This window comes from Mesorhizobium sp. M0408 (assembly GCF_040321495.1).
GTDB lineage: Bacteria > Pseudomonadota > Alphaproteobacteria > Rhizobiales > Rhizobiaceae > Mesorhizobium.
Window position 1 is genome coordinate 1 of sequence record NZ_JAMYRO010000009.1, and the last position, 15,902, is coordinate 15,902.

Genomic DNA, 15,902 nt, shown 5'->3' on the forward strand with positions numbered 1-15,902 from the left:
CCCCCTCTGTCGCCTTCGGCGACATCTCCCCCTCAAGGGGGAGATTGGAAGCGCCTTATTCCGCCGGCGTCGTCTCCAGCGCCGGGCTCCGCCCAAAGCGCTGCACCACGAAACGGCCCATCTTCTGGCCGGGTACTTCGATCAGCATGTAGGTGATCCAGGACAGCAGGCACACCACCGGCAAGACGACGACAGTGACGATCGCGAAGCGCAGCGGCGCCGACAGCTCGTGGCCGAACTGGGTGATGACCAGAGCCGCAACCGGCTGGAGAACCAGCAGATGGATCAGATAGATGCTGAAGGAAAGCTCACCCATCAAATGAAAGAACCTGTTGGCGAGCGTCATGGCGATGTTTCTGGCCACGATACCCGCCATTCCCGGCAGCATGCGGTAGAGAACCAAGGCAAAGAACCCCAGGACGAGCGCTTCGCGCATCAACAGCTTACCCAGCCCATAGCCGCCGCCGAACGGCAGCGCCGCCAGCAGCATGGCCAATGCCAGATGCACGAAGGGCCGCTTCTGCCTTTGATGGACGACGCCCGCCAGCAGCATCCCGCACAGGAAAATCTGCATCTTCAGCGGCAGGAACGACGGCATCGGAAAATGCACCGACAACTGCCCCATCAAGAACACCATCGCGCTGCCGGTCGCCGCGACCAGCATGGCCGCCCATAGCCAGTCAAGCCTGCGGACCAGCAGCATGATGGCCGGAAATAGCGCGTAGAACTGCATCTCCAGCCCGAGGCTCCAGTCGGGCAGCGGCGTGCGATAGGCGAAATTCGGCACCAGGCCGAACAGGAACAGCAGATGGGCGCCGATATTCTTCAGGCCGCTGTCGAGATAACGCTCGGGCGCCTGCGGCGACCTCAGCAGGAACTCGTCGATGACCATTCTCGACCCGTAGAGATAGGGGCCAAGCGCCAGGGCAACGAACAGCATGACGTAGAACAGCGGCGCTATCCTGAAATAGCGGCGGGTCCAGAATTTCAGCCAGGTTTCCGGCCTTTGCCAGGGCTCCTTGTCCTGGCGCAGCTGGTAGTGGAACACCATCAAGAAGCCGGACAGCATGATGAACAGATCGACGCCGAGGTCCGGTTCGCCAAGAATAGGAATCTGCCAGCCGGTCAACAACAAGCAGTGCCCGATGAGCACCCAGATCGCGGCAAGCGCCCGAAGCCCGTCCAGGCACTCGATGCGCGATGACCGGGCTTCTGTCATGCCGAACTCCTCGATAGCCATGTTGCAATGCAGCATGGCGGCTGAGGGAGGAATGTCAACCGTGCGGAAGGAACACGATTTGCGCTGGGCTGTTACGGAAAACGCGGAACACCTGAGGGCAATTGTAGAGGCATGCACTTGAACACCCCCCTCTGTCCTGCCGGACATCTCCCCCTCAAGTGGGGAGTTTGGCTGTCATCACGGTCTTCGCCAATTTTCGAGGGATGCAGAAAAGGCGCTGTCCTCCAAGCTGCCAATCTCCCCACTTGAGGGGGAGATGTCCGGCAGGACAGAGGGGGGCGCGAAGGATCGCGGCTTACGCGATCCCGGCAGGCAAGCTCCCGTCTATCTCTTCTTCAACCTTGCATGCCGGCGCCAGTACCACCAGGCGAGCACGCGGTTGCGGAACACTCTTCTCATGGCGCCCATGTCACACCCCCAGCAGCACGCGGCGCTGGCCGGTGAGCTCACTGGGCGACAGATCGGTCTTCACCGTGCCGGCAGTGCCGTCATTGGCCGCAAGCTGGGCCCGCAAGGCGGCTTCGCGCGCCTGTACGTCCTTGTCGGCAATGGTCGGTGTCGGCGGCAACGGCTTCAGCGCCGGCGGTTTTTGGAAGAGGCACATGGTTTTCTCCAGAGTGAGAGGCTCTTGTCCAGTCGTAGAGCAGAAAATCCTCGCCGTTCCTGCCATAGCCCGGCAGGCGGCAGCGTTGCGTGGCGCCCAGCCGGGCAAGCCAGCGCAGCGCCAGTTGATTGGCCGCCAGCGCTCGCGCCTCGACCCGCCATGCGCCGCGCGCGGCAACTTCAGGCCCGAGCACGGCATGAAAGAATTCCGTAATCCCAGGCACGCAGCGCCTCATGCGGCGCGTGCCCCAGCTCCAGGCGATCCATAAGCCGCCGCGCTGCTCGGCAGCGCCAAAACCGGCCTCCGGATTGCCGTCGAGCTCGGCGACATAGGCAAATCCCTGCAGCGCCGTCAGCGCCAGCAGCGCCGGCGACCAGTCGTCGAACTGGCAATCGATCTCGGCCCGGTCCTCGGGCCGGAGGTTGGCGGCGATGTAGGAGAGATCGCGCAGCGTGGCGGGAATGATGCGGAGGGTCATGCTCGGCGAACCTTACCGTCCACTGCGGCGCTAGAAGGCGGCGGTCGACCTTGCATGCGGTCCAGCATTTCAATCAGCCCGGCCTCGACCGAGCCAGCGAACTGGGTGCCAAGCCTCTATTTGTAAGCCACTGCTGCGCTTGCAGGTCCCGCCAACGGAATAATCTCGCAGCGACTAAACCCTGCCTCTTTGCACCACTCGGTGAACTGGGCGCCGGTGAAGTCAAACGCCTCGCCAAATTCGATCAGCATGTTCAGCGACATCATGAGACCGAAGCCGTTTTGCCTGCGTTCATCGTCGATGATGTTCTCGATGGCGACCAACGCGCCGCCGGTCGGCAATGCACGATAGGCCTTGGCGATCAGCATTTTCTTGTTCTCGAGATTCCAGTCGTGAAGGATCATTCCCATCGTGATGATGTCCGCCTTGGGGAATTCGTCCGCGAAGAAGTCGATCGTCTCGGCGATGACCCGGCCGCCGAGATTGCGCTCCCTCAAGCGCCGTTCGGCGATCGGCTGCACATCGGCGAGATCGCACGTCCGGCATTGCATGTGCGGATGCCGCGCCGCGACGATGGCCGAAAGCTGCCCGGTTGCGCCGCCTATATCGGCCAGCGTCTTATATTTGGAAAAGTCGAATTTCTCGGCAAACGCCGTGAAATTGCCCATGGAGATGCCGCTCATCGCGTCCATGAACTGCTCCAGGCGCGCCGGGTCCGCATAGAGCTCGCCGAACATCGACTTGCCTGTCTCCTTGATCTCGTTTTGAGGCTTTCCGGTTTGCAATGCCGGTGTGAGATCGCCCCAGAACCGATACAGTCGTGCGTTCGCCATCTCAAGGATTCCACCGATGTATTGGGGGGTCCGCTTGACCAGGAACAGCGCGGTCGATGGCGTATTGCCGTATTTGCCGGTTTCGCCGGCGCCGTCCCTCTGCAGCAATCCGAGCGCGACGAGGGTGTCGAGAAAATCATACGTTGCGCGCGGATGCAGCCCCATCGCGCCTTGCAGTTCGAGGCCCGTTTTGGGGCCGTCCGCAAGCAGCGAGAAGAGTCCCAGTTCCACGGCGCTCAACAATGTCTTGGCTGGCCAGAACCCAAAGCCAATTTGCAGTATGTGGTCTGGAGAAATTCCGTTTTGCATCTGATCCTCCCCTATCGGCGAATGCCCCCGTGAGGCCACGCCGATGCGTCCCTTGAGCGGGATCATTCGATGCTACACCACGTCCACGGACGTTCACTACAGTTTTCCAATCGGAGCCGGAGCGCATTGCCTCCCTCCCCGATTTTCCTCACCGAAACGCCCCCAGCGGATCGGCCTGCCCGGCCTTTCGCCGCGCGGCCTTGAACACCGCCGGGTCGACTGCCGCCTCCCTCAGCATCATCACGCCGTAGCGTGTCGCCGCCATCAAATCGTCGCGCAGCTTCACCACCTGGCCGTCCCTGCGGTGGTAGAGCCGGAATTCCTCGAACCAGGGCAAAAGCGTCGAGAACACCTTGAAGCGGCCTGATTGCATGCGGTCCAGCATGTCCATCAGCCCGGCCTCGACCGATACGGAACCGTCGGCGAACTGAGCATGGCTGGCGAGCATGTTCAGCCCACGTGCCGAATATTGCCTGGCAAGGGCGGTGCCGGCACCTTCCAGCGTCTCGCGGCGGCCGTCGCGCGGCCATGCCCATGGCAGCCATTCGCCCCACGGTTTCAGCGTCAGCGCCTGCATGGCGGGCGTCTGCTGCGAAGCGCGGCAGGCTTTCGTGACATAGACGACATCGGCCTCCGTATCCCAGGCAAGCTCGACCGCCGCCGAGGGATGGTCCCAGCCGAAATCGAGCGCGCCGAGCCTTGGCCAGTAGCGCGGCAGCGGGAACGGCTCGCAGGCGATCAGCTCCTCGGCCACCGGAAAGATGCGGCCGGAGCCGAGCACCGGAATGCCCTTGGTCCGCGCCTCGCGCTCATGCGCCGGATAGGCGGCAATGATCTCGGCGCGCTGCTGCGGCGTATAATGTTCGGCATCGTCGATGGTCATGAAGGTGACGTGACGGGTCATTGTTCTCACCCTCGCGGCAGTGAATCGTGGTGGCAGGTGCGCGCTCCAACGCCCCGCCTCGCAGCTCCGTTTGCATCGCTCGGAACACCTGCCACGGAGCCGGTCGAAAAGTCGGGATCAGATCGCCCGACGTTTGATGCGCATGACTTTCGGCGCCTGTGCATCCATGAACATGTAGCACCGGCCTAGCAGCGCCTTTTTGCCAAAATCATCGAATACGTTCTGCCCGAGCGGCGTGAACAACACCTCGTCGGTCGTCAGTCCGTCCTGGTGGCGAGCCTCGATCTCTGGCCAATGCGCCTTGGCAATGTCGGTCAGCACGACGTTGAAGGCAGGATGATTGTAACTGACCAACAAATTGCCATCGTCCATATCGGACGGTTTCATGTCCGGGTGGTAGTTGTAGATCTCGGCAAGCGTCTGGATGGCTGCCAAGGATGCAGCGCCATCGGAAAGACCAGCCTCCGTCAGCACACAGGTGCCGTTTTCAAGGATGGCAAAGTCACGCTCCTGGTTGAAGTAGTAGCCAAAGCGCTCCTCGATGCGATCGATGGGCTGCGAAAACGATGGCCGCCATTTCGGAACGGGAGGAAAAGTTGCTGACATGCCGACGTTGCCTTCTGGTGATACGACAATTGACGAAAGGCCGCCGATCAACACCATTCGTCTATTCATAGTTGTGATCTCCCGCCCAATGTAGCCAGTCTAGTTCCGGATCATGGCTTGGCAACCGCGCTGGTCATGAAGGGGACGTGGCGGCTCATGCGAGATACCTTGCTGGAGCAAAACCGGGACGGCGCGCGACGAACACAGGCGGGCCGGCTAATGGCCCTGAAGTATCTTGATCAACTTACTTTCGTAGGTAGGTCGCGACAATCCATTTTTGTAATCCGCATACGTCATTCGTCCGCTCATCGCCGCATCAGTCCAGCGTTTGCAGTACACCTCTGGCAACGCTTCAACACTTGTGTTTATTATTCTAGCCCATTGTTTGCGGTAAGCTAGTGGCTTTGCCCCCAATCCCACCGCACACTGAGTCATAAAATCCTTTTTGAAAGCTGGACTTCTTTGTATTCCAGCGTTGATTGTGTTGAACCGGCTCTCAGTCACTACGCATCCTGAAAGCATTATTGCACCGATCACGACTAGCGACCGATAGTGATTTCCCACTGCCCACCCCTCCGTTACGGCTCTCATCCTCCGTCCAAATAACTACAATTTTGCTGCAAGAGAAGTGCTCCACACTTATTCCGTGCGCCACAGTCAGCTGGGATAATGATTGCGCCGGGCTGGCTTATTCAGCCGATTGCTTCCCCTTTCACCAATGAACTCGACCTGCTCAGCCGACAAGAACAGCAGCACCACATCGCTCATGCCGAGCAACGGCGTGAAGGTGACGATGGTGATGCCGCCGGTGGCGTTGGTACGGGTCAGCCCTTCGGAATAGATGTCGAGCGGCGGCTCCTCGTCGAACCAGACGCCGTGCAGCGTCTCGCCCTGCCATTTCTCGCGACCCTTCTCGTAGCTTTTGAACGACAGCACCGATTCGTCGGCCTGGGCATCGCCGCCGCCGCCCCAGCGCACCACGACGCTGTCGAGCGCGCCCGGCGCCCGCCCCGCCATCGTGCTGACGATGGCGTCGGCCGGGATCATGCCGGTGCCCCAGGCCGCCTGCTGCTGCGGCGGGCCGATCAGGATGCGCTGCGGGTTGTCGCGCGTGCTTTCGCCGGTGACGCCGGCCGCCCACATCCGAACCGGACAGTCGAAAACCTTGCCTTGCCACCAATCTGGATAGCGGCCGGTGAGGTGCATCGCCCATTCGGCGCCGCCGGCCCTGGTCTTGCCGAGCTGGTTGCCGGCCATGAACAGGCGCTCGCGATTGGTCGCGCCGGCTGCATGGAACTCGGCCTGCCTGGGATAGGGCCGATAGGCGGCAAGCTGGTTAGTGCGGCGCCTGCGGTCCAGCTCCGCCAGCAGGCTGAGATATTCTGTCCTTGCCGCCCGGGTCTGCGAGGCCTTTTGCGAAGCCCGGCTTCTCGAGGAACGGCCTAAGGACGGCTTCGAGGCCGCGGATGCGCTGCCTGATTTCGTCATCGCTCAATGCATCCAGATTGTTGATGTTGACATTAAGATCCTTGGGCAGCACCGACAGCACGAGCTTCAGATACTGATCGGGCTTTTCGACGCGCACCTCGGCGATGACGCCGGCGCCATGGGCGCGAAAATCGGCGCGGATCGCTTCGAGAAAGCCGTCGGCCAGCGTCTTCTTCGGCCGCCTGGTTCGGCCGAGCTTGCCGGGTGCTTGATCGTGCGGCTGCGGATCGCCGGCGGAAGGAGCCTTGGCCATGCCCTACTCCGCTGTCCCGGGGGACATCGGCTTCTTGTTGCCTGGCCGCACGATGCGCTTGCGCGGCCTGGCCTTCTTGCCGGCGCGTGCCGACTTCGGCTTCCGCGGCTGGCTTGCCGGTTTCGCATCAGTCGTCGTGCCGGGCCTCATCGCAGCGGCGTCGGGCAAGGCATTCAGCCTTGCCCTGAGAATTGCCACCGCGTTGCCGTCGAGTGCTCCCGACGGGAAGCCGAAGCCGCCGACCGCATCGACGCTACCGCCGCGCACCATGCCGATCCGCACGCCGGCGGCCACCTGCTCGAAGCGGCCATGGCGTGCATAGGGTGCGGCGCCGGCGAACTCGCCAATAGCGCTGACGACCTCGCGGCCGTCATCGTCGGTGATGATCGTGGCGTAACGGTTGGACATGGGGTGTTCTCTGAAATGGGCGCACGGGCGCGTTGGGAAATCTATGGACGATAGGTGGTTGCGGACCGGGATAGTCGGTCGCGTTCATTCGCGCCGACATGCCTCGGCAGCACACGCAACATTCGGTCGAACAGGAGCCCGAAATGAAAAACCCGCCTCGGCGGGCGGGTCGTTGGAGCCAATTGGCACCATACCCAAATTAGTAGCATAGCTGCCGGCACAAAGCAAGAACAAAATGTGGCACGGCGGCAGAAAAATGCGAATTCCGTTCAGCGCCTCGCCTTGTCCGCCTCCCGATTAACGTTCCAAGAAGACCGCTAGGCTGCATTCCTTCGCGCCCCTCTCTGTCCTGCCGGACATCTCCCCACTTGGGGGGAGATCGGCTTTCGCGCCGGCTTTCGCCAATCTCCAGCGTTGCAGGAAGAGCGCAGCGCCGAAACCGCCAATCTCCCCACGTGAGGGGGAGATGGCCGGCAGGCCAGAGGGGGGTACTGTCCCGGGCGCCGTCCCGCCGACTTCACAGCCGGCAACACAAGCAACGTTCGATCGAAAAGAGGCCTGAATGAAAAACCCGCCTCGGCGGGCGGGTCGTTGGAGCCAATTAGCACCATACGCAAATTAGTAGCATAGCTGCCGGCACAAAGCAAGAACAAAATGTGGCGCGGTGGAAGAAAATGCACTGACGACCTCGCACCCTCGTCGGTGAACGGCTGGAAGGAGGGGCGAAAAAGGCGGGCATTGCGTGAGACTTGCGTTGATGGGATGGTGGTTGCGCTTGAGGGGAACGCGTCATGGGCAATGTCACCAGTCACTACGGCAGCGACGGCATCGTCGATCGCATATTGGCCGCGATCCCGGACGCCGACCCGGCCGGAAAACTCGCGGCCGCGCAACTCTATCCATTCGATCAGCTCCATGGCCGCGAACTGATCGCCACGCGGGAGCATGCGGCCCGTCTTGCTCCTTCGCCGACAGATCGGATCCTGGATATCGGCAGTGGCATTGGCGGGCCGGCAAGGTTTCTGGCCTCGACCTATGGCTGCCAGGTCGACGGCATCGACCTGACACCAGCCTTTGTCGCCGCGTCGAGCCGACTGACCGCACTCAGCGGACTGGCAGACAAGATTCGCTTCCATCAGGCCGACGCAACGAAACTGCCTTTTGGCGACAGCACCTTCGATGCGGCGATCTGCTTCTATGTCGGCATGAACATCGAGAACAAGGCCGCGGTCATCGACGAGGCCTGGCGCGTGCTGAAACCGCGAGGCAGGCTGATCTGGACCGAAGCCGTGCTCGCCGGCGGCGAGCCCTACTATCCCATGCCCTGGGCGGTTTCTGCGGCGACCAGCCACCTCGCCGATCGGGAAAAATTGAAAACCCTGTTTGTCGATGCCGGATTTCGCATCGACGAAATCGTCGACGAAACCGGCGAACATGTTGAGCTGGCGCTGAAGAGGGCCAATTCCGGCGTCGTGCCCTCGCCGGCGCAGCAGCAGGCAAATGAAGTCGTCATGGGCGCGGAATTCCTGCAGCGCCGCCGCAACTACATCCGAAGCCTGAGTGACGGAAAACTCGCCTCGCTCGCCGTGATCGTCTCCAAACCGGCCTGAAACAAAAAACCCGCCTCGGCGGGCGGGTCGTTGGAGCCAATTGGCACCATAACCAAATTAGTAGCATAGCTGCCGGCACAAAGCAAGAACAAAATTCACCTGAGACGCGAAAAAATGTGAGAATACCCCTCGCCTGCTCGCTTTGGTGGCGCCGCGCGGACCATTTTGAATTCGGCCTCGTTCCTTCGACCGGCAATAGAAATTTTGCCCAGAACCGCTTATTGCATAGTCAATTCAATGCTTTGCTGCACGCGTTGGTTGAGGACGTGGAATCAAGGTGTCGACATGGAAGACGGTTCGAGCTCTCTGCTCGGCATTATTATCAGCTGGCTCCCGATGGTTCTGATGCTCGGGGTGTTCGGATATTTCGTCATGAAACTGGTGCGCGTTCAGCGCGGGTCAGTCGCGGCTCTCGAGATCATTGCGCAGAAGCTGAGCGACATCGATGCTCGCCTGGCCAAGAACCCTGCAGAGCCATCGCCACCCGACCGGTCGTAGACTGCCCCGCTGTCCCACACTGGATCGCAACACGCGCTGGCGCGTTTGAACCCTAGCCAATGGGAGCAAAAGCCATGAACGTCGCCAATCTGCAACTCGAAGGCCTGCTGATGGCCATCGCATCGATCAATCAGGTCCTGGTCCGCAAGGGCGTGCTCTCCGTCGAGGAGATAGACATCGCCTTGCGCAAGGCCGAAGCCAGCGAGACCAACGAGGAAAGGTCCGAAGGCATGTCGGCGTCGAGCCGCGACGCCGTCAACTTCCCGATCCGACTGCTGGAGTTGGCCAATCAATGTCAGCCGGAGACGGACATGCCGTCCTTTTCGAAACTGGCGCGCATGGTCGGTCAGATCAAGGAACCTTACAACGACCAGATGTGACACCGCGATCGGAGCTGACGCGGCGATACCAGCTTTGCCGCGCCGGGGCGGCAAGACTGCTGGCGGCGCCTGCTAGCGGCCCTGCAGGATCTTGATCAACTTGCTGCTGTCGGCCCCCGGCGAGGAAAGCCTGCGGTAGTCCGCGTAAGTCAGCCTGCCATTTGCAACGGCATTAAAGAGCCGGTTACAAAAGGCGCTGTCGTATTTTGCGACACTGACATTCATGATTGCTGCGTAAGTCTTTCTTTCGTTGAGCGGCGTGGATCTCTCGCGTGCAATGCATTCGTTGATCGCCACGCGCTTGGTGACAGGGCTGCCTTCAAGCGTGGTATGCATCGTGTTGAATTCGCCTTCGGTCAAGGTAGTGCAGCCGGCAAGCAGAGACGTGCCGATCATGGCGGCAGCAAAACGCGTGGCGATGTTCATGAATTCCCCCTCAAGACCCGTGTCTTGCTTAGCCCGCCGAAAGTTGGAAGTACAGAGGGAATGCAGGCGCATCTACAAAAAGCATAAACCTCGAACGCTCGTACTTTAGCTGTCGCTTTTATTGCGCGCGACCTGCGGATGGCCGGAATGACGGTACCCGGCCGCTCTCGATCGTCACGACGATGCTGGTGCGGATCGTGCTGCCGATCTGGCCCTGGTCGCGGTCATAGACCCGACCGCCATTGTCGCAGCCACCCTTCTGAGCGCCTTTACGAGAACGCCGCCTCCGAGATTGGGGATCACCCCCTGCCAAGCCTCAGCGCCAGGACCCTGCCCGGCCCGTGCACGGCGGCAAACAGCAGCCCGGCCAGGAAAGTGAAGTGATCGACGAAGAAGCCGAACTCCGCCTGGTTGCCGGCCCAGTGCGACGGCCCGTGGAAGGCAAAGCCGAGGAACAGCACATAGGCGCCGGCGACGAGTGCTGCCCATGAGAAGAAGGCGCCGGTCAGGAAGCATAGAACGAGGACGACCTCGAGCAGGGCTGCGCACCAGGCCAGGAACAGCGGGAACGGAAACCCGGCCGCCGCGATATAGCCGGCGGTGGCGCCGATATCGATGAATTTGAAAATCACGGCCATCAGGAAGACGGCGGCGAAGATCAGGCGGGCGATAAGGATTGCCGCGGTCTGCCACGGCGACTGAACGGATGATTGAGCGGTTTCCAAGGTCATGATGTCCTCCCAAGAGTTACGATGGTTGTGCCCCAAGGACGCACCACCAGCCGCAAGCCCGACATCATCCCCCGAAAAACCTGCAGGATACAAGCGCGGCACCAAAGTGGCGCCTTCCCTTCTCCCCTTGTGGGAGAAGGTGTCGCCGAAGGCGACGGATGAGGGGTGCTCCAGCTTGGCGCCGGCGGCACTCCGTCCAACACTCCTCATCCGTCTCGGCGCTGCGCGCCGATCCACCTTCTCCCACAAGGGGAGAAGGAAGGTTGTACTACCCCACCTTGACCCCCGGCTTGCTGATCGGCTCCCGTACCGTTCCATACTGGCTGCCCCAGCGGTCGGTCATCGCCCAGCGTATGTCCCAGAGTTCCGGGAAGAAGCGGTGGCGGGCGCCGGCTTCCAGCAATTCGACCGGCCGGCCCTTCAGCGATTTCGCGCCGAGGCCGATCGTGCGGTGGATGAGATAGAGGTGGTTGGCGCGGAATTTCTGGAACAGCTCGTCGAACTCGATCAGCGCTTCGGCAACGACATAGCTGTCGCCGTGATCGTAGCCGGTATCGTAGACATCCTCGACCGAAAGGCCGCGGTCGTCGAGGTACGACGCCTTGAAGGCCCGCCACAGATCGGGCGGCAGGCGCAGCAGCTGCTTGAAACCCGGCGATTCCTGGCCGCTGCCATTGCCGAGCTGCAGCCGGATCTGCTGGTACTCCTTGGGCGACATGGTTTCGAGCAGGTCGAGCTGCGCCGTCATCAGCCGCATCAACCGATGCACGCGCCCCATCAGCGTGACGATGCGATGCGTGTCCTGCTTTTCCAGGAAATCGACGACATCGACCAGCGTATAGGCGATGAGCTTCATCCACAGCTCCTCGACCTGATGAACGATCTGGAACTGCAGCTCGTCGGCATTCACCATCTCGGCCAGCGGCTTCTGGCAGGCAAGCAGCCTGTCGCATTTGAGGTAGACGCCATAGTCGCGCATCTCAGGCGTTTCGATGCGGGCGTAGTAATCCTGCTTGTCCATGGCCATGCTCCTTGCCGCGGCCGTTGGGCCGCAGGCGTTTGTTGGATCCCAGCCCGAGTCTAATCGCTTTCTTGCCGAACATTGTCCCTTTCTGTTATTCGAGTGGCGGGAAACGAAGGACGAAAATTGCCGCTGAAGCAGATTGGAAGAACGAATGATGCTGGATGCGGTCGACCGGAAGATCATAGCTGCGCTCGAACGCGAGGCCCGCATCTCCTTTGCCGCGCTCGCCGATGAGGTCGGCTTGAGCAAGACGCCGTGCTGGAAGCGGGTCAAGGCGCTGGAGGACGCCGGCGTCATCCGCGGCTACTCGACCCGGATCGACCCGGCCAAGCTCGGCTTCGGCATCGAAGCCTTCATCCAGGTGTCGATCGATTTCGAACTGTCGGACGCCTTCGAGGCGGCGGTCAAAAAGCATCCGCTGATCCGCCGCTGCCACGCCACGACTGGCGAGGCCGACTATCTCCTGCAGATCGTCACCGTCGACATGATGGCGCTCGACAGGATGCTGCGCGAGGAGCTCAGCCGGCTGCCCGGCGTGCGGCGCACGATCACCTCGATGGCGATGCGCGAGATCAAGGGCGGCATCTCGTTCGCCAATGCCGTCGGGCATACGCAGACCAAGCGATAGACCGGTCAGGCCCTGGTCATCAATTCGCGTCCCAGCCGCTTCGGTTGCTCGGCGCGCAGAACCACATTTGTCGTCACCGTGCCGTAGTGGCCGATGCTGTCGACGATGCTTTCAAGATCGGGCGGTGACGGGACCACGACCTTGACCAGAAAACAATCCTCGCCGGTCACCCGCAGCACCTCGACCACCTCCGGCAATTGGCCGAACTTCTTCAGGCAGGCCTGGATATGCGTGGTGCGCAGGCGGATGACCGCCATGGTGCCGAGCCCGAGCGCTGCCGAATTGATCACCGCCTTGTAACCGGTGATGACGCCGCGCTCCTCCAGCCGCTTCACCCGTTCCGAGGTGGCCGGCTGGGACAGTCCGACGCGGCGGCCAAGCTCGGAGATACCGATGCGGCCATCCTCCTGCATGATCTCAATGATCGCCAGATCGGTGGGGTCGAGCCTTGGCCGATAATCGCCGTTCCGCATGATCGCCTTTAATCCATCGGATTTCGTCGCTGCTTTCCGATGATCTCTCATTCCGCCACCTGGGAGAAGACCTAGAATTGCACGCGCTGCATCAGGAAAGAAGGGCTTCGCATGACCGACGTCATCATTGTGCCGGGCATCGGCGGATCGGGCAAAGCCCACTGGCAGACACGTTGGCAACAGGCAAACCCGGCGATGCGGCGGTTCAACCCGGCGAGTTGGGACGCGCCGGACCTCGACGACTGGGTGGCTGCGCTGGAAACCGCTGTATGCCAGGCAAGGACACCGCCGGTGCTCGTCGCCCATAGCCTCGGCTGTCTGCTCGTCGTACACTGGCAGCGGATCTCCCCCCGCTCTATCGGCGGCGCGTTGCTGGTCGCGGTTCCGGACCCTGCGTCGCCGGCCTTCCCCTCCTCCGCCCGGGCCTTCGCCGACGCACCGCAACAACGGCTTCGCTTTCCGTCGCTGATTGTCGCCAGCACCAACGATCCCTACGGCTCGCTGGACTATGCCAGGGCGAAATCCGAGCGATGGGGCAGCGATCTCCATATCGCCGGACCGCTTGGCCACATCAATGGCGACAGCGGGCTCGGCGACTGGCCGGCGGGAATGGAGCTGCTGACAGCTTTTCTAAGTCAAACGCAGGCAATCGCCCGAGGCGCCGTGCTTCAGCCGTAACCGCACCAGGACGGTTATCGCGCCGCCGCCCTGATCTGGTTTGCGCCGCGCCTCAGTTCGATGCTGCGGCAGGCGTGCTGAGTTCGAGGAACGGTACGGTCGAGCCCGGGATCATCGACTTTGGCAATTCGCCGTTCCATCTCTCCGCCTTGGTCAGTTCGACCAGCAGCGGATTGTTGGCGATTGCGGCGGCGCGAGCCTTGATGGCGCCCGCGGTCGCATCGCCTTCGACCCTGGTCTTGTAGGCACTGGCCTCGGCTTCGGCCTTGACGCTGTCGGCGCGGCCCTTGGCCTGGGTGACGGCGATATCGGCCTTGATCTTTTCCTGCTGCAGGTTCTGTTCCTGCTTCTGCACCTCGACCTGCGCCGTCATCCTGGCTTCGACCGCCTGCTCGTAGGCGTCGGAGAAGTCGATGTTCTCGACCTGCACGCTGTCTATCATCACCGGGCCGTCGGTTACCGCCGCGATGGCGTCGGCGACGTCCTTGTTGAACTTCGCCCGGTTCTGGATAACCGACACCGCGTCGTACTGGCCGAACACCGTCTTGATCTCCTGCGGTGCTTTCCTGGCAATGACACGGTCGGCCAGTGCCTCGATCGATCCATAATTGGTGTAGACGTTGCTGACTTCGGCGGCCGGCACGTGGAAGTTGACGGTGACGCGCATGTCGGCCGGCTGCTGGTCGCGCGAATAGGCCTGCATGGCCGGCAGGCCGCTGCAATCGTTCTGGTTCTCGCAGCCCCATTTGAGCACCTGCTGGCGCAGGCTGATCTTCTCGACACGCTGTAACCACGGCAGCTTGAAATGCAGTCCGGGATCAACGACCGAACTCAGCGCTCCGTTGGTCAAGAGCACGCCGCGGTCGCCCTGATCGATCGTGTACCAGGATCCAAACAGCGCAAAGACGCCGAGCGCCACGATGACGAGTGCGATCAGGCCGGAACCGATCGACCCCGATGCCATCCCCGGCTTGCCCTGCGGACGGCTTGAATTGCCTTGCGTTTCGGTCATCACCCCACCCCAACCTGATTGCCCGTGCTGCTTTTGCCCACAATAGTGGCGGCATTGCAATCCTCTGGATATGGAAGGACCTTCGCGCCAGCCGGCCGGACCGGCGGGGTGGTTCGGGCCGGCTGGCGGATTTTCCCTCCAGCCGCAGCTCCGGGCAGGTAGGCGTTGCCTGGCGTCTCCTTCTGCCGTTCGGCATCGCTTTTGCGCTTTGGGCAATCCTCGTAATTGTGGTCGCGCCCACCGCAGTAGGAGCAGCATTGTGCCGGCGCGTCGGGGCGAAGCATCGTTGGCATGCACAAGAATGCACGAAACCCGACGGATTGCGAAGGTTTGCGCACCGGCAAGGTCGATTTCACCACGGAACCGCTGCCGCCGCCTGAAAGTTATCTGCTCATTGCAACCGGAGCACAGGACATGGCCGACGACCCGAACCGCTACGAGACCGGCGCGAGGAAATATCCGGCAAAGACGAGCCCCGACGCGGCCGACGAATTTTCGCAGGATGCGGCCGGCAACAAGCCGCCTCCCGGCGGCATGGGATTGACCAGGCCGGCTGACGATTTCGACGACAGGACCCTGCATTCGGAGGGCCAGAACCCGACGCGCGCAGCGATCCGGCCAGACGGCAAGGCCACCGCCAAGAAGCCCGGCAAGGACGCAAGACGATGAACGTCGCCAATCTCCAGCTCGAAGGATTGATGATGGCGATCGCGGCCGTCAACAACGCGCTGGTCCACAAGGGCCTGCTGTCGGTCGACGAGGTCGACATGGCGTTGCGCCGCGCCGAGGCGGCGATGACCAGCGACGAGCGTCTCTATGAAGACATGTCGCCATCCAACCGCGACGCCGTCTGCTTTCCGCTCAGGCTGCTGCAGGCGGCCAACAATGCCCAGGGTGAAACCGGCGTACCGTCCTTTGCCGAACTGGCCAGGATGGTCGGCCGGACCAAGGAGCCCTATAACGACCAGATGTGATGGAGGACGCCATGGCCGACGACAAATCCAAGACCAAGCAGGATCGCAAACTGGTCTCAGGCGAAGAGCCTTACGAGGTCGCTGCCTTTGCCCGCAAATACGGCATACCGCAAAGCGAGGCCGCGACCATCATCAAGCGTTACGGCCCCTCGAGGAGGAAGCTCGACGCGCATATGGCGAGCCGCAACGCCTGATCCAATTCTGGCGGCGGCCGCCTTCATGCCGGAAGCGTCCCTGCCCTGCCGCCTTGTCGAGAGTATCGGCACCGTCAGCCGTGACCTGTCGGGTTCGCCCCTGTGGGATTCAACGCCTGGTTTTGACAGCCGCGGAATACTCGCGCGGCGC

20 protein-coding genes and 1 pseudogene are annotated in these 15,902 nt (G+C 61.9%); 8 read left to right on the forward strand and 13 right to left on the reverse strand.

What is annotated here, in order from left to right; translation table 11 throughout:
• Window positions 1-55: 55 nt before the first annotated feature.
• The 8 genes and pseudogenes from NKI67_RS12440 to NKI67_RS12475 all read right to left on the reverse strand — a co-directional run bounded on the left by NKI67_RS12440 (window position 56) and on the right by NKI67_RS12475 (window position 7,123).
• Window positions 56-1,219 carry an acyltransferase family protein gene (locus tag NKI67_RS12440; protein ID WP_352645402.1) on the reverse strand — a complete coding sequence of 388 codons (1,164 nt, stop codon included), beginning with the start codon at window positions 1,217-1,219 and terminating at the stop codon, window positions 56-58.
• 509 nt (window positions 1,220-1,728) lie between these two features.
• On the reverse strand, window positions 1,729-2,322 hold the full coding sequence (locus NKI67_RS12445; RefSeq protein WP_352571336.1) for a hypothetical protein: 594 nt from the start codon (window positions 2,320-2,322) through the stop codon (window positions 1,729-1,731).
• Window positions 2,323-2,438: 116 nt separating this feature from the next.
• Window positions 2,439-3,530 carry a methyltransferase gene (locus NKI67_RS12450; RefSeq protein ID WP_352571337.1) on the reverse strand — a complete coding sequence of 364 codons (1,092 nt, stop codon included), beginning with the start codon at window positions 3,528-3,530 and terminating at the stop codon, window positions 2,439-2,441.
• A gap of 82 nt (window positions 3,531-3,612) precedes the next feature.
• Entirely contained in the window at window positions 3,613-4,368 is a 756-nt protein-coding gene (locus tag NKI67_RS12455; RefSeq protein ID WP_352645405.1) for a phage terminase large subunit family protein, read from the reverse strand.
• Between the two features lie 117 nt (window positions 4,369-4,485).
• Complete coding sequence (locus tag NKI67_RS12460; protein ID WP_352571339.1) at window positions 4,486-5,031, reverse strand: hypothetical protein; 546 nt, start codon at window positions 5,029-5,031, stop codon at window positions 4,486-4,488.
• Window positions 5,032-5,715: 684 nt separating this feature from the next.
• Window positions 5,716-6,345, reverse strand: a pseudogene (locus NKI67_RS12465) (terminase large subunit domain-containing protein); the annotation flags it as partial.
• Window positions 6,311-6,715, reverse strand: coding sequence for a hypothetical protein (locus NKI67_RS12470; protein WP_352645407.1), 405 nt, complete (start codon window positions 6,713-6,715; stop codon window positions 6,311-6,313). The gene NKI67_RS12470 and the pseudogene NKI67_RS12465, both read right to left, overlap by 35 nt.
• A 3-nt stretch (window positions 6,716-6,718) precedes the next feature.
• The gene (locus tag NKI67_RS12475) at window positions 6,719-7,123 is read right to left on the reverse strand and encodes a hypothetical protein (protein ID WP_352645409.1); all 405 of its coding nucleotides are present in this window, start codon (window positions 7,121-7,123) and stop codon (window positions 6,719-6,721) included.
• 791 nt (window positions 7,124-7,914) lie between these two features.
• On the opposite strand from NKI67_RS12475, the gene NKI67_RS12480 reads away from it, so the two are divergent.
• The 3 genes from NKI67_RS12480 to NKI67_RS12490 all read left to right on the forward strand — a co-directional run bounded on the left by NKI67_RS12480 (window position 7,915) and on the right by NKI67_RS12490 (window position 9,611).
• The gene (locus NKI67_RS12480) at window positions 7,915-8,733 is read left to right on the forward strand and encodes a class I SAM-dependent methyltransferase (RefSeq protein ID WP_352645411.1); all 819 of its coding nucleotides are present in this window, start codon (window positions 7,915-7,917) and stop codon (window positions 8,731-8,733) included.
• A 285-nt stretch (window positions 8,734-9,018) separates the two neighbouring features.
• Entirely contained in the window at window positions 9,019-9,231 is a 213-nt protein-coding gene (locus NKI67_RS12485; protein ID WP_352594205.1) for a hypothetical protein, read from the forward strand.
• 74 nt (window positions 9,232-9,305) lie between these two features.
• Window positions 9,306-9,611, forward strand: a complete 306-nt coding sequence (locus tag NKI67_RS12490) for a hypothetical protein (protein ID WP_023675713.1) — start codon at window positions 9,306-9,308, stop codon at window positions 9,609-9,611.
• Between the two features lie 72 nt (window positions 9,612-9,683).
• On the opposite strand, the gene NKI67_RS12495 is transcribed toward NKI67_RS12490, so the two are convergent.
• From NKI67_RS12495 to NKI67_RS12505, 3 genes are all read right to left on the reverse strand, one after another.
• A complete protein-coding gene (locus NKI67_RS12495; protein WP_352465355.1) occupies window positions 9,684-10,037 on the reverse strand; it encodes a hypothetical protein in 354 nt (117 codons plus the stop codon).
• 299 nt (window positions 10,038-10,336) lie between these two features.
• On the reverse strand, window positions 10,337-10,768 hold the full coding sequence (locus NKI67_RS12500) for a DoxX family protein (RefSeq protein ID WP_352594206.1): 432 nt from the start codon (window positions 10,766-10,768) through the stop codon (window positions 10,337-10,339).
• A gap of 268 nt (window positions 10,769-11,036) precedes the next feature.
• The gene (locus NKI67_RS12505; protein ID WP_352472085.1) at window positions 11,037-11,789 is read right to left on the reverse strand and encodes a tryptophan 2,3-dioxygenase family protein; all 753 of its coding nucleotides are present in this window, start codon (window positions 11,787-11,789) and stop codon (window positions 11,037-11,039) included.
• A 154-nt stretch (window positions 11,790-11,943) separates the two neighbouring features.
• On the opposite strand from NKI67_RS12505, the gene NKI67_RS12510 reads away from it, so the two are divergent.
• Window positions 11,944-12,420 (forward strand): Lrp/AsnC family transcriptional regulator, encoded by a 477-nt coding sequence (locus NKI67_RS12510; protein WP_352645413.1) that lies wholly within the window; start codon window positions 11,944-11,946, stop codon window positions 12,418-12,420.
• 5 nt (window positions 12,421-12,425) lie between these two features.
• On the opposite strand, the gene NKI67_RS12515 is transcribed toward NKI67_RS12510, so the two are convergent.
• The gene (locus NKI67_RS12515) at window positions 12,426-12,893 is read right to left on the reverse strand and encodes an Lrp/AsnC family transcriptional regulator (protein WP_352645415.1); all 468 of its coding nucleotides are present in this window, start codon (window positions 12,891-12,893) and stop codon (window positions 12,426-12,428) included.
• Between the two features lie 111 nt (window positions 12,894-13,004).
• Here NKI67_RS12515 and NKI67_RS12520 point away from each other — a divergent pair, with 111 nt between their 5' ends.
• A complete protein-coding gene (locus NKI67_RS12520; RefSeq protein WP_023675707.1) occupies window positions 13,005-13,571 on the forward strand; it encodes an RBBP9/YdeN family alpha/beta hydrolase in 567 nt (188 codons plus the stop codon).
• A gap of 52 nt (window positions 13,572-13,623) precedes the next feature.
• On the opposite strand, the gene NKI67_RS12525 is transcribed toward NKI67_RS12520, so the two are convergent.
• Window positions 13,624-14,583 (reverse strand): prohibitin family protein, encoded by a 960-nt coding sequence (locus tag NKI67_RS12525; RefSeq protein WP_352621908.1) that lies wholly within the window; start codon window positions 14,581-14,583, stop codon window positions 13,624-13,626.
• A gap of 291 nt (window positions 14,584-14,874) precedes the next feature.
• Here NKI67_RS12525 and NKI67_RS12530 point away from each other — a divergent pair, with 291 nt between their 5' ends.
• The 3 genes from NKI67_RS12530 to NKI67_RS12540 are packed head-to-tail and all read left to right on the forward strand — an operon-like array spanning window position 14,875 to window position 15,751.
• A complete protein-coding gene (locus NKI67_RS12530) occupies window positions 14,875-15,252 on the forward strand; it encodes a hypothetical protein (protein WP_352645417.1) in 378 nt (125 codons plus the stop codon).
• Window positions 15,249-15,557 (forward strand): hypothetical protein, encoded by a 309-nt coding sequence (locus NKI67_RS12535; protein ID WP_023675703.1) that lies wholly within the window; start codon window positions 15,249-15,251, stop codon window positions 15,555-15,557. The genes NKI67_RS12530 and NKI67_RS12535 overlap by 4 nt, the downstream gene beginning before the upstream one ends.
• A gap of 11 nt (window positions 15,558-15,568) precedes the next feature.
• Window positions 15,569-15,751 carry a DUF3606 domain-containing protein gene (locus NKI67_RS12540; RefSeq protein ID WP_023675702.1) on the forward strand — a complete coding sequence of 61 codons (183 nt, stop codon included), beginning with the start codon at window positions 15,569-15,571 and terminating at the stop codon, window positions 15,749-15,751.
• Window positions 15,752-15,902 lie beyond the last annotated feature (151 nt).

Bases quoted from the DNA above. Each gene is read 5' to 3' on its own strand.
- NKI67_RS12440 (WP_352645402.1), bottom strand. From the start codon at position 1,219: ATGACAGAAGCCCGGTCATCGCGCATCGAGTGCCTGGACGGGCTTCGG.
- NKI67_RS12445 (WP_352571336.1), bottom strand. From the start codon at position 2,322: ATGACCCTCCGCATCATTCCCGCCACGCTGCGCGATCTCTCCTACATC.
- NKI67_RS12450 (WP_352571337.1), bottom strand. From the start codon at position 3,530: ATGATCCCGCTCAAGGGACGCATCGGCGTGGCCTCACGGGGGCATTCG.
- NKI67_RS12455 (WP_352645405.1), bottom strand. From the start codon at position 4,368: ATGACCCGTCACGTCACCTTCATGACCATCGACGATGCCGAACATTAT.
- NKI67_RS12460 (WP_352571339.1), bottom strand. From the start codon at position 5,031: ATGGTGTTGATCGGCGGCCTTTCGTCAATTGTCGTATCACCAGAAGGC.
- NKI67_RS12470 (WP_352645407.1), bottom strand. From the start codon at position 6,715: ATGGCCAAGGCTCCTTCCGCCGGCGATCCGCAGCCGCACGATCAAGCA.
- NKI67_RS12475 (WP_352645409.1), bottom strand. From the start codon at position 7,123: ATGTCCAACCGTTACGCCACGATCATCACCGACGATGACGGCCGCGAG.
- NKI67_RS12480 (WP_352645411.1), top strand. From the start codon at position 7,915: ATGGGCAATGTCACCAGTCACTACGGCAGCGACGGCATCGTCGATCGC.
- NKI67_RS12485 (WP_352594205.1), top strand. From the start codon at position 9,019: ATGGAAGACGGTTCGAGCTCTCTGCTCGGCATTATTATCAGCTGGCTC.
- NKI67_RS12490 (WP_023675713.1), top strand. From the start codon at position 9,306: ATGAACGTCGCCAATCTGCAACTCGAAGGCCTGCTGATGGCCATCGCA.
- NKI67_RS12495 (WP_352465355.1), bottom strand. From the start codon at position 10,037: ATGAACATCGCCACGCGTTTTGCTGCCGCCATGATCGGCACGTCTCTG.
- NKI67_RS12500 (WP_352594206.1), bottom strand. From the start codon at position 10,768: ATGACCTTGGAAACCGCTCAATCATCCGTTCAGTCGCCGTGGCAGACC.
- NKI67_RS12505 (WP_352472085.1), bottom strand. From the start codon at position 11,789: ATGGACAAGCAGGATTACTACGCCCGCATCGAAACGCCTGAGATGCGC.
- NKI67_RS12510 (WP_352645413.1), top strand. From the start codon at position 11,944: ATGATGCTGGATGCGGTCGACCGGAAGATCATAGCTGCGCTCGAACGC.
- NKI67_RS12515 (WP_352645415.1), bottom strand. From the start codon at position 12,893: ATGCGGAACGGCGATTATCGGCCAAGGCTCGACCCCACCGATCTGGCG.
- NKI67_RS12520 (WP_023675707.1), top strand. From the start codon at position 13,005: ATGACCGACGTCATCATTGTGCCGGGCATCGGCGGATCGGGCAAAGCC.
- NKI67_RS12525 (WP_352621908.1), bottom strand. From the start codon at position 14,583: ATGACCGAAACGCAAGGCAATTCAAGCCGTCCGCAGGGCAAGCCGGGG.
- NKI67_RS12530 (WP_352645417.1), top strand. From the start codon at position 14,875: ATGCACAAGAATGCACGAAACCCGACGGATTGCGAAGGTTTGCGCACC.
- NKI67_RS12535 (WP_023675703.1), top strand. From the start codon at position 15,249: ATGAACGTCGCCAATCTCCAGCTCGAAGGATTGATGATGGCGATCGCG.
- NKI67_RS12540 (WP_023675702.1), top strand. From the start codon at position 15,569: ATGGCCGACGACAAATCCAAGACCAAGCAGGATCGCAAACTGGTCTCA.